11 protein-coding genes are annotated in these 10,078 nt (G+C 58.9%); 7 read left to right on the plus strand and 4 right to left on the minus strand.

Annotated features, from left to right (window positions below; all coding sequences use genetic code 11):
* Window positions 1–179 precede the first annotated feature (179 nt).
* A complete protein-coding gene (gene dinB / locus NI20_RS0111025; protein WP_033121453.1) occupies window positions 180–1,397 on the plus strand; it encodes a DNA polymerase IV in 1,218 nt (405 codons plus the stop codon).
* A 226-nt stretch (window positions 1,398–1,623) separates the two neighbouring features.
* On the opposite strand, the gene NI20_RS0111030 is transcribed toward dinB, so the two are convergent.
* Entirely contained in the window at window positions 1,624–2,808 is a 1,185-nt protein-coding gene (locus NI20_RS0111030) for an FtsW/RodA/SpoVE family cell cycle protein (RefSeq protein WP_033121459.1), read from the minus strand.
* A gap of 169 nt (window positions 2,809–2,977) precedes the next feature.
* On the opposite strand from NI20_RS0111030, the gene tsaE reads away from it, so the two are divergent.
* From tsaE to NI20_RS0111060, 6 genes are all read left to right on the plus strand, one after another.
* Window positions 2,978–3,406, plus strand: coding sequence for a tRNA (adenosine(37)-N6)-threonylcarbamoyltransferase complex ATPase subunit type 1 TsaE (gene tsaE, locus NI20_RS0111035; RefSeq protein WP_033121454.1), 429 nt, complete (start codon window positions 2,978–2,980; stop codon window positions 3,404–3,406).
* A complete protein-coding gene (gene tsaB, locus NI20_RS0111040) occupies window positions 3,403–4,104 on the plus strand; it encodes a tRNA (adenosine(37)-N6)-threonylcarbamoyltransferase complex dimerization subunit type 1 TsaB (protein ID WP_033121455.1) in 702 nt (233 codons plus the stop codon). The genes tsaE and tsaB overlap by 4 nt, the downstream gene beginning before the upstream one ends.
* Window positions 4,105–4,145: 41 nt before the next feature.
* On the plus strand, window positions 4,146–4,790 hold the full coding sequence (gene upp / locus NI20_RS0111045) for a uracil phosphoribosyltransferase (RefSeq protein WP_197055387.1): 645 nt from the start codon (window positions 4,146–4,148) through the stop codon (window positions 4,788–4,790).
* A gap of 298 nt (window positions 4,791–5,088) precedes the next feature.
* Window positions 5,089–6,531 carry a peptidylprolyl isomerase gene (locus NI20_RS0111050; RefSeq protein WP_033121456.1) on the plus strand — a complete coding sequence of 481 codons (1,443 nt, stop codon included), beginning with the start codon at window positions 5,089–5,091 and terminating at the stop codon, window positions 6,529–6,531.
* Between the two features lie 83 nt (window positions 6,532–6,614).
* Complete coding sequence (locus NI20_RS0111055; protein ID WP_033121457.1) at window positions 6,615–7,352, plus strand: ThiF family adenylyltransferase; 738 nt, start codon at window positions 6,615–6,617, stop codon at window positions 7,350–7,352.
* On the plus strand, window positions 7,349–8,035 hold the full coding sequence (locus tag NI20_RS0111060) for a DUF554 domain-containing protein (RefSeq protein WP_156108629.1): 687 nt from the start codon (window positions 7,349–7,351) through the stop codon (window positions 8,033–8,035). The genes NI20_RS0111055 and NI20_RS0111060 overlap by 4 nt, the downstream gene beginning before the upstream one ends.
* Window positions 8,036–8,076: 41 nt before the next feature.
* On the opposite strand, the gene NI20_RS0111065 is transcribed toward NI20_RS0111060, so the two are convergent.
* The 3 genes from NI20_RS0111065 to NI20_RS0111075 form a co-directional block, all read right to left on the minus strand.
* Entirely contained in the window at window positions 8,077–8,403 is a 327-nt protein-coding gene (locus NI20_RS0111065) for an MGMT family protein (RefSeq protein WP_052084612.1), read from the minus strand.
* Entirely contained in the window at window positions 8,390–8,887 is a 498-nt protein-coding gene (locus tag NI20_RS14310) for a helix-turn-helix domain-containing protein (protein ID WP_052084614.1), read from the minus strand. Before NI20_RS14310 ends, NI20_RS0111065 begins: the two co-directional genes overlap by 14 nt.
* 105 nt (window positions 8,888–8,992) lie before the next feature.
* On the minus strand, window positions 8,993–9,883 hold the full coding sequence (locus NI20_RS0111075; RefSeq protein WP_033121458.1) for a DMT family transporter: 891 nt from the start codon (window positions 9,881–9,883) through the stop codon (window positions 8,993–8,995).
* Between the last annotated feature and the right edge of the window lie 195 nt (window positions 9,884–10,078).

Below are 10,078 nucleotides of genomic sequence, written 5' to 3' on the forward strand. Positions count from 1 at the left end.
ATATCGTTTGTTTGGTACTCCTTTTGGCATAGCAAAACACCCCACTTCTTAGATAGTATATCATACTGTCTAACAAATGGGGTGCAGTTCACCTGCCATCCGGCGGGTACTTTTTATTTTCAAACGCTTGTTCTATTTCGTATTTTATGCTACACTGTTCATGAAACGAGGTGAACGCGATGGACCGCATCATTCTGCACTGCGACTGCAACTGCTTTTACGCCTCCTGCGAGCTTTTGAGTCATCCCGACCTGCGCCAGCTTCCCGTCGCGGTCTGCGGCGATCCAATGGAGCGCCACGGCATCATCCTGGCAAAAAATGAACCGGCGAAGCGCTGCGGCGTCAAAACGGCGGAGACCATCTGGAAGGCCAAGCAGAAGTGCCCCGGCCTCATCCTGCTGCCGCCGCACCATCGGCTCTACGCCGAATACTCGAAAAAAATCAATGCCGTCTACGGCGAGTACACTGACTTAGTCGAGCCGTTCGGCATCGACGAGAGCTGGCTCGATGTGACAAATTCCCTCCACCTCTTCGGCGGGGACGCCAAGGCTTTGGCCGACACGCTGCGTGAGCGCATCAAGCGCGAATTTGGGCTGACGATCTCGGTCGGCGTGTCATTCAACAAGGTGTTCGCCAAGCTCGGCAGCGACTATAAAAAGCCCGATGCCACGACTGTCATCGCACGTGACAACTGGCGCGACATCGTCTTTCCCCTCCCCGTTGGCGATCTTTTGTTCGTCGGCCGCAGCGCACAGGAGCTGCTCGGCCGCTACGGCGTGCGCACGATCGGCGAACTCTCAAAATGCAGCGAGGAAATGCTCGAAACCCTAATGGGCAAAATGGGCTCGCAGCTCTACCGCTATGCCAACGGCCTCGACGACTCCCCCGTCCGCGGAGCGGCGGACCGAGAGCCGATCAAATCCGTTGGCAATTCGACGACGTTCCGCCGCGACCTGACGCGCTGGGATGAGGTGCAAAGCGGCATCTCGCTGCTTTCTGACAGTGTGGCGATGCGCCTGCGGCGCTACGGGCTCTACTGCGGCGGCGTGCAGGTCGGCATCAAAAACAGCCGCTTTCAGGTCTTTTCGCGCCAGACGACGCTCGACCACAGCACGCACCTGATGCGCGAGATCAACGATACCGCGCTCCGCCTTGCAAAGGACTTGTGGAAAGCACCCGACCCTATCCGGCTCCTCTCCGTCACGGCACTGCATCTGACCGAAGAAGCGCAATCCTACCGCCAGCTCGACCTGCTCGGCACGGACGACACACAGCAGGAAAAGCAGGAAGCCGTCGAATCCGCAATGGACGCCCTGCGCAAAAAATTCGGCCGCGGCGTCATCTCCTACGGTACCGCCGAAGACACCATCAGCGGCGAAAAAATCGAACGCGAGTAGCCCCATTTTGCGCCGCGCACGGCGCAAATCAATTTGAATCGTTTTTTCAACGACAAAAGGTGAATTGCCGCAAAGCGGCAAGAGAAGTCCCCCTGGGGGGTGCGCGTGCCAAAAAACACTTCTCACTCCGCGCGTGTCGCAGCCGCCCCGCGGGCGGCAAGGCACGAAGCGAAGTGCAACCCCACTCAAAAAAGGGAGACGGACAAGTCCGTCTCCCTTTTTTGAATTAGTTGATGAGCCACTCCGGCCTTGACCGCTTCTTGATGCCCGACACAACCCCCATCGCAGCGAACAGCGTCACGATCGACGAGCCACCGTAGCTGAAAAACGGCAGCGTCAGTCCGATGACCGGCAGAAGAAATAAGCACATGCCGAGGTTTGCGATCGTCTGGAAAATGAGCATGCCCGCCATGCCGACGCACACAAGGCTCTCCATGCGCGTCGGCGCTTCGCGCGCGACAATGAGGCAGCGGACAATGATGGCCAGCAGCAGCACGATGACGAGAAGGCAGCCGATAAAGCCCAGCTCCTCGCCGCAGACGCAGAAGATGAAGTCTGTCTGCCGCTCGGGAAGACTCGACCGGTACAACGACTGCGTCTGCGTGCCGTTGAAGAGGCCCTGCCCCGTCAGCTTGCCCGAGCCGAGAGCGAGCATTCCGCGCGTCTGCTGCCAGCCCTTGCCCTCGGGCTGGTAGCTGTGGTCCAGAATAACCTTGATGCGGTCGTACCAGTCGCCGCGCAGGAGATTGAAATTCCACGCAGCAAGGAATCCGCCCACCGCGCCGCCAAGGCCGAGGAAGATCCAGCGCAGCGCAAAGCCGCCCGCAAACGCCATGCACACAAAGACGAACAGATACACAAGGCCGCTGCCCGCATCCTTGGAGATCACATAATAAAAGAGGAACATGATCCCCGCGTGCGCCGTGGGCTGGATGACATTGGAAAAGCGCGTGAGGTCCTTTTTCTCCTGCAGCAGCGCAAGCTGGCGCGCCAAGAGGATAATGAACGTGATCTTCACGATCTCGGCGGGCTGAACGGTGATGGGAAAATTCTCCAAAAAGCCGACGCCGAGCCTTTTGCCGATGTCGTTCACGCCGAGCCAGGCGCGGTTGCCGTTTCGCGTCAGGCCAAAGGGCGTGCGCAGCAGCAGAATGAAGCCGAAATTGAACGCCAGCAGCCACTTCCATTTTTTTCCGACCTCCGACACGTCGATGCTGGAGAGCAGGAAGTAGAGCAGCACGCCCAGCAGCAAGCCAAATCCCTGAATGGCAACATATTTAAAGGTATTGCGGAAATGCGTGGCGCTCGCGATGAGCACCATGCCGTAGAGCGTGGAAACCGTGCACAGCGACAGCAGCACCATATCCGACTGCCGCACCACATCACTTAAAAAATCGCGGAATCTGTTCACGGCCTCACGCTCCCTTCGCACAAAGTTTTCGATGTATTTTAGCACAATTCTACCCGTCTGTAAACGCACATTTCTCCCTCTTTCCGCAGAAAAGGAATTGTAAAGGCCGGCGCGCTGTGCTATACTATATTGGTAATATGGGTGAAAATGGGGTCAAGGAGGCGAAACCATGCAATTTTTGTCGCACAGCACGCAGGAGACCGAGGCGATCGGCGAAGAGCTTGCCCAAAAGCTCCGCGGCGGCGATGTGCTCGCCTTCACGGGCTCGCTCGGCATGGGAAAGACCGCTTTCACGCGCGGTCTTGCGCGCGGCCTTGGCTGCCGCGGACGCGTCACGAGCCCGACGTTCACCATCGTCAACGAGTACGAGGGCAGAACGCCGCTCTTCCATTTTGATATGTACCGCCTCGGCTCGTCGGACGAGCTGTTCGACATCGGCTGGGACGATTATCTCGCCCGCGGCGGCGTCTGTGCCGTCGAGTGGAGCGAGCGCGTCTCCGACGCGCTGCCGGAGGACACGATCTTTGTCGACATCGCGCGCACAGACGAGCACGAGGACTGGCGCACCATCACGGTCACAGGAGGCAGATTCGCATGAAAATTCTCACTCTGGAAACATCGGCGAAGAGCGTTTCCTGCGCCGTCGTCGAAGACGGCGCGCCGCTCGCCTCCGCCTATCAGTGCACGGGGCTGACGCACAGCCGGACGCTTCTGCCGATGGTGGATGCGATGCTCAAAAACGCCGATCTGACGCTCGATGATATCAATGCCATCGCCATCGCGGCGGGGCCGGGCTCGTTCACGGGCCTTCGCATCGGCATTGCAGCGGTCAAGGGCCTTGCCTGGGCCGCAGACAAGCCGTGCCTCGGCGTTTCGACGCTCGAGGCCATGGCGCAGAATGCCGCGCACATCGACGGGCTTATCGTCGGCGCGATGGACGCGCGCCGCTCGCAGGTCTATAACGCTGTTTTCGAGGCAAAGGGCGGCGAACTCACGCGCCTGACGCCGGACCGCGCGATCTCGCTCGAAGAGCTCTGCGCGCAGCTTCAAGGCAAGCAGCAGCCCATCACCGTCCTCGGCGACGGCGGCGTGCTGTGCTATCGTTATTTAGAAGAGCACGGCGTCAAGTGCTCGCTCGCGCCCAGTATGCTCCTTTATCAGAGTGCCGTGGGCGTCGGCCTTGCGGCCGAGCGCGCCTATGCGCGCGGCGAGGCCGTGAGCGCGCAGGAGCTTCTCCCCGTTTATCTGCGCCCCGCGCAGGCAGAGCGCCTGAGAAGCTCCAAATTGAACCAGTAAGCAAAAACACATTAAAATATATTTTTTCGGAGGTCAAAGCAATGGAAGCCAAATTCAACGAGAAAGTACACATCATGAACCACCCCCTCGTCGCCCACAAGCTCACCATCATGCGCGATGAAAACACCAGCGTCAAGGATTTCCGCGAGCTCGTGTCCGAGATCGGTATGCTCATCACCTACGAGGCCACGCGCGACCTCCCGCTGACCACCAAGCACATCAAGACCCCCATCTGCGAGATGGACGCCCCCACGCTCGCAGGCAAGAAGTTCGTTGTCGTCCCCATCCTGCGCGCCGGTCTCGGCCTGGTCGACGGCGTGCTGCGCATGGTGCCCTCCGCCCGTGTGGGCCACATCGGCATGTACCGCGATGAAGAGACGCTCGAGCCCCACCCCTACTTCTGCAAGATGCCCAAGGACGTGGCCGAGCGCGACGTGATGATCGTCGACCCGATGCTCGCCACCGGCGGCTCTGCCTGCGAAGCCATCGGCGAGATGGTCAAGCGCGGCTGCAAGCACATCACGCTCATGGTGCTCGTCGCCGCTCCCGAAGGCATCAAGGCCGTTCAGGAGAAGTACCCCGACGTCAACATCTACGCCGGCGCGCTCGACGATCACCTCAACGAGCACGGCTACATCGTCCCCGGTCTCGGCGACGCGGGCGACCGCATTTTCGGCACGAAGTAACTTCAATGAAACCGACTTACGTCGCTTTCATTGAGAAAGATTTGCGTCGCTCTGTGCCTCATTGTCTGCACAAGCAGACAATTCGACACTCGCTTTGCGCAAAGAGTAATTCCTGACGCACATGTCGTCAGGAATTACGATTTTAATTGTTTTCCGCCTGCGGGCGGAAAACGGTACGAAGAATCTTCACAATTTTGTCATTGCATTATTGTGTTCCATTCGTTATAATGATTGGGCATTTTCAATAGCACTTTTGCAAATCTGCAAAACCCAATAATTGAGAGGACTGAACAAACAAATGAGTGCATCCAGAGAAAAGAAGAGCCGCCAGGAGAATCTGGCAGGCGGTTATGTCGATCCCCGGACAAAGCGCGAAAAGGACGAGCAGGCGAAGGATCGCCGCAGCAATGCCCTGTATATCGCCATCGCCGTCATCTTCGTGATCGTCGGTATCGTCGTCACGGTCGCCAACTCCAAGGTGATCGAACGCAGCGCCGACGCCGTGACCATCGGCAACGAGACCTACACGGCCGCCGACGTGAGCTACTTCTACAATACCATCTACAACAGCTTCGTCTCCCAGAACTCCTACTATCTGAGCGGTTACGGTCTCGACACCAGCAAGTCGCTCAAGGAGCAGGACTGCCCCGTGACCGATGGCGGCACTTGGTACGATTATTTCCGCGATCAGGCGCTCGAGAGCCTCAAGTCTTACGCCCTGCTCGCGCAGAAGGCTAAGGCCGAGGGCTTTGACGGCAGCGAGTATGTCGAGCAGTCCGTGCAGGAGACGCTCTCCGATCTGGATGCTTCCGCAGCTTCCGCCGGTTACACCCGCGCGCAGTACATCAAGGCCGTGTGCGGCCCGCTGGTCAACGAGAAGGTCTTCGAGCGCAACATCCGCATGATGGCGCTCGCACAGGCTTACTCCAACAGCTACTCTGACTCCCTGTCCTACACTTCCGACGAGGTGCAGGCCGCTTATGACGCCGACCCCAAGAGCTATCAGAGCGCTGACATCGAGTACATCCTCTTCAGCTCCAGCGCCGGCAGCGATGCGACCGACGAGGAGAAGGCCCAGCTTCTTGATGAGGCCAAGCAGAAGGCCGAGACCGCCCTTTCCCGCTACGCGCAGGGTGAGGCGTTCGATGCCATCGGCGAGGATATGGAAGGCACCTACGCGCACATCGGCTATGCTGAAAACGGCGCTTCCGATATGCTGACCTGGGCATTTGACGATGCCCGTCAGGAGGGCGACACCACCGTCGCCGCCTATGGCGAGAAGGGTTATTACGCTGTGCTCTTCCACTCCCGCAGCCGCAACGACTATCACACCGTTTCCGTGCGCCACATTCTCGTCTCCGACGAGGATACCGCCAACGATGTCCTCAAGCAGTACACCGACGGCGAGCAGACCGAGGACGCCTTTGCCGCTCTGGCCGTCGCCAACTCCACCGACTCCAACGCCTCCTCCGGCGGCCTGTACACCGATATCTACCGCGGCCAGATGGTCAGCGAGTTTGAGGATTGGTGCTTCGATCCCTCCCGCCAGCCCGGCGACACCGGCATCGTGCAGACGAGCTACGGCTATCACGTGATGTACTTCGTCGGCCAGAGCGAGAACCCCTACTGGTACGACCAGGCGGAGTCCTCCCTCAAGAGCGATGCCTACAACGAGTGGCACTCTGTCATCACCGATGGTGTGGAGGCCGAGCAGCTCAGCGGCATGAAGTACGTCGGGTAAATCTCCCTACTTACGACAAAATAAGCTGCCGGTTTCTGACCGGCAGCTTATTTCTTTTTGATTCTGACTTTTGAGGCGACACTATGGACAATCAGTTTTTACGCACGCAGATGCTCCTCGGCGGCGATGCGATGGACGCGCTGCGGCACTGCCACGTAGCCGTGTTCGGCCTTGGCGGCGTGGGCAGCTACGCGGTCGAGGCGCTGGTGCGCTCGGGCGTCGGCGAGCTGACACTCATCGACGACGACACCGTGAGCCCCACAAACTTAAACCGCCAGCTCGAAGCGCTGCACTCCACCGTCGGCCAAAATAAGACCGACGCCCTAGCCGCGCGCTGCCGCGACATCAACCCCGATGTCAGACTGCACCTCATCTGTGCGCGCTACGACGCCGCGCACCGCGAGGACTTCTTCACCGCGCGCTATGATTACATCCTCGACGCGATCGACACGGTGTCGAGCAAGCTCGACCTCATCCAGACGGCGCAGGCTCGAGGCATTCCCATCCTCTCCGCCATGGGCACGGGAAACAAGCTGGATGCTTCGCAGCTATGCATCACGGATATCTCCAAAACGCGCAACTGCTCGCTCGCGCGCGTGATGCGCAAGGAACTGCGCGACCGCGGCGTCAAGCACCTGCGCGTGATCTACTCCCCCGAGCTTCCCGCCAAGCCCGAGGCGCTGGAAACGCCCCCGCCGGGCCGCCGCAGCGTACCGGCAAGCCTCGTCTGGGTCCCCGGCTGTGCGGGACTGATGATGGCGGGCGACGTCATCCTGACGCTTGCCGGGTACGAGAAAGAGAAAGAAGGCGGCAGTCAATGATCCTGACCGGTACCATTGTCAACTCCGCCGCGATCGTCGCGGGCAGCATCGCCGGACTTCTGCTCGGCAAGTTTATCCCCGAGCGCTTCAGCGACGCAATGGAAAAGGGCGCGGCGCTCTGCGTGCTCTACATCGGCGTGGACGGCATGCTCGCGGGCGAAAACACGCTCGTCGCCATCCTTTCGATCGCGATCGGCGCGATCCTCGGCGAACTTTTACAGCTCGATGAACACATGCATCAGCTCGGCGACTGGGTCGAGCGAGAATTTGGCGGAAAAGGGTCGAAAACCTCGCTTTCCGAGGGATTTGTCACCGCCTCGCTCCTCTTCTGCGTGGGCGCAATGGCCATCATGGGCGCACTCGACTCCGGCCTGACCGGCGACCATTCGACGCTCTACGCCAAAGCGCTGCTCGACGGCATCATTTCTGTCGTCTACGCCTCGACCCTCGGCGTCGGCGTCGCGCTTTCAGCTATCCCTATCTTTCTCTATCAGGGCGCTATCGCGCTGGGGGCGTCGTTCCTCGCGCCGTATCTCACAGAAGCGGTCATCCTCGAGATGAAGTGCGTCGGCTCGATTCTGATCCTCGGCCTATCGCTCAACATGCTGGGCCTGACGAAGATCAAGGTGATGAACTACGTCCCTGCGGTGTTCCTGCCGATCCTATTGTGTCGGTTTCTGTAAGCAAAAAGAAGCGCTCCATCGAATGATGGAACGCTTCTTTTTTACTCTTCCAAAATGAGCGGCAGGGCGCGGACGCAGTAGTGCTTCATGTCGACATGGCTGTCGTCTAAAAAGCCGACGCCTTCGGCTTTCAAAAGCTCGGCCTGACGGTTCGCACCGCCGAAAGCAAAAGCACTTGACACCTCCCCGTCCCGTTTGACAACGCGGTGACACGGGATGACGCCTGGCTCTGGATTCACGTGCAGCGCGTAGCCCACGACGCGGGCGAGGCGCTTGTTGCCGATCGCCGCGGCGATCTGGCCGTAGGTCGCGACGCTTCCGCGCGGAATGAGCCGCACCGCCGCGTACACTTTGTCAAAGGTCGTCATGCTTCTCCCCTCTTTTTTTGAGCCAGCGGGCAAGAAAAATCCCACCCGCGATCAGCACCGCATAGGCCAAAATGTGCGGCAGGCACGTCCGCAGCACCGCGGGAAATGCATCCCAACCGCCCAAACTCAGCATCACGATGATGCTCACGAGCAGACGCAGCAGGAGCGCCGCGCCGATGATGGCGAGCACATAGCCCGCCCAATAATCATTTCTGCGTAACGTTTCGCGGACGTTTTCTCGCTTCATCGGTTCAGCAGTGTTCGCGCCGCCGGTTGGCACGTCCTCTTCGTTTTCCCAGATCAGATAATCCGTCGTCACACCGAAGTACGTGCAGATGGCGCGCAGCTTGTCGAGGTCGGGCGTCGAGTCGCCGCATTCCCATTTGCTGATGGCCTGCCGTGAAACGTCCAGCTCCGCGGCGAGCTGCTCCTGCGATAAACCGCGCGATCTGCGCAACAGCTGTAATTTTTCTCCCAGGGTCATGTATTTGTCCTCCGTTTGCTTTGATGCGCCCAGTATAGCCGACTGCGGCGAAAAGCGCCACCAGTCAAGGCTTGCAAGTCCGCAACCAAACGTGGCAAAGAGGATTTAGTCCGCTTTTTTCTTGTTTCTCTTAAACAGCGCGCCCACGTCGACCTCCACCAGCACAAGGCTCGTGAGCATCAGCGCCGCGCCGATGTAGCCCTTGATGCCGATGCGTTCATTCAGCAGGAAGTACGCGAAGATCGCCGAAAACACGGGTTCGAGCGTAAAGATGAGACTCGCGCGGCTCGCCGTCGTGTGCTTTTGATAAACGCTCTGGATCACAAGGCAGACGCCTGAACACACGATGCCGAGAAACAGCGCCGCCGCCCAGACCTTTGCCGTACCCGGCAGTGCAGGCGTCTCCAAAAATACGGAGAGCATCAGCATCACCACGCCGACGACAGCAAGGTCGCACACGCCGAGCGCCAGCGGGTCGACCTTTTCATTCGCCACGGCCTTTTCCGTAACCATCAGGTCGACGGAGTAAAACACCGCTGCGAACAGGCAGATGATATCGCCGAACGCGGGCTTGAGCGTCTCGTTCAGCGTCATCAGCGCTAAGCCGATAAGACATAAGATCATCGAAACGCCGAATTTCTTCTCCGGCTTTTTGCGATACACGATAAATTCCAAAATTGGCGTCGTCACAACCGAAAGCGCGCAGATGAAGCCCGCGTTCGACACGGATGTGTAAATGACACCGTAGGTCACGCTCGTGTACACGACGACGAGCGAAAGGCCCACTACAATGCTGTACTTGACGGTCTCGCGGCTCGCATGGAAGACGTTTTTATGAAAAACGAGCCCCAGCACGATAAACGCCGTCAAAAAGCGGAAGGCGTTGAGCGTCAACGGCTGCATATCCCTCAGGCAGATCGCCGTCAGACAGTTGGAAATGCCCCAGAAGCTCGTCGCCAGCAGTAGCATCAGATCTGCCCTGCGCTGATGTTCCATTGGTTTTCCCTCTCTCTTCTTAAAATCTCTCTTCTCTCATTTGTCAAACGGGCGCCTTGCGGCGTCCGTTTGATTAGTTGATTTTACCATGTCTATTAGGTTTTCGCAAGTGGCATGAGAAAAGAAAATGTAAGAATATAGATGCGCACGCTTCGCTCTTTTTATTCACCAAAACCGCGGAGAGAGGCGGGAAAA

Source organism: Oscillibacter sp. ER4 (assembly GCF_000765235.1).
GTDB lineage: Bacteria > Bacillota > Clostridia > Oscillospirales > Oscillospiraceae > Hominicoprocola > Hominicoprocola fusiformis.

Coding starts and splice junctions, on each gene's coding strand:
- tsaB (WP_033121455.1), top strand. CDS start 3,403: ATGAAAATTCTCACTCTGGAAACATCGGCGAAGAGCGTTTCCTGCGCC.
- upp (WP_197055387.1), top strand. CDS start 4,146: ATGGAAGCCAAATTCAACGAGAAAGTACACATCATGAACCACCCCCTC.
- NI20_RS0111050 (WP_033121456.1), top strand. CDS start 5,089: ATGAGTGCATCCAGAGAAAAGAAGAGCCGCCAGGAGAATCTGGCAGGC.
- NI20_RS14310 (WP_052084614.1), bottom strand. CDS start 8,887: ATGACCCTGGGAGAAAAATTACAGCTGTTGCGCAGATCGCGCGGTTTA.
- NI20_RS0111075 (WP_033121458.1), bottom strand. CDS start 9,883: ATGGAACATCAGCGCAGGGCAGATCTGATGCTACTGCTGGCGACGAGC.
- NI20_RS0111060 (WP_156108629.1), top strand. CDS start 7,349: ATGATCCTGACCGGTACCATTGTCAACTCCGCCGCGATCGTCGCGGGC.
- NI20_RS0111055 (WP_033121457.1), top strand. CDS start 6,615: ATGGACAATCAGTTTTTACGCACGCAGATGCTCCTCGGCGGCGATGCG.
- NI20_RS0111065 (WP_052084612.1), bottom strand. CDS start 8,403: ATGACGACCTTTGACAAAGTGTACGCGGCGGTGCGGCTCATTCCGCGC.
- tsaE (WP_033121454.1), top strand. CDS start 2,978: ATGCAATTTTTGTCGCACAGCACGCAGGAGACCGAGGCGATCGGCGAA.
- dinB (WP_033121453.1), top strand. CDS start 180: ATGGACCGCATCATTCTGCACTGCGACTGCAACTGCTTTTACGCCTCC.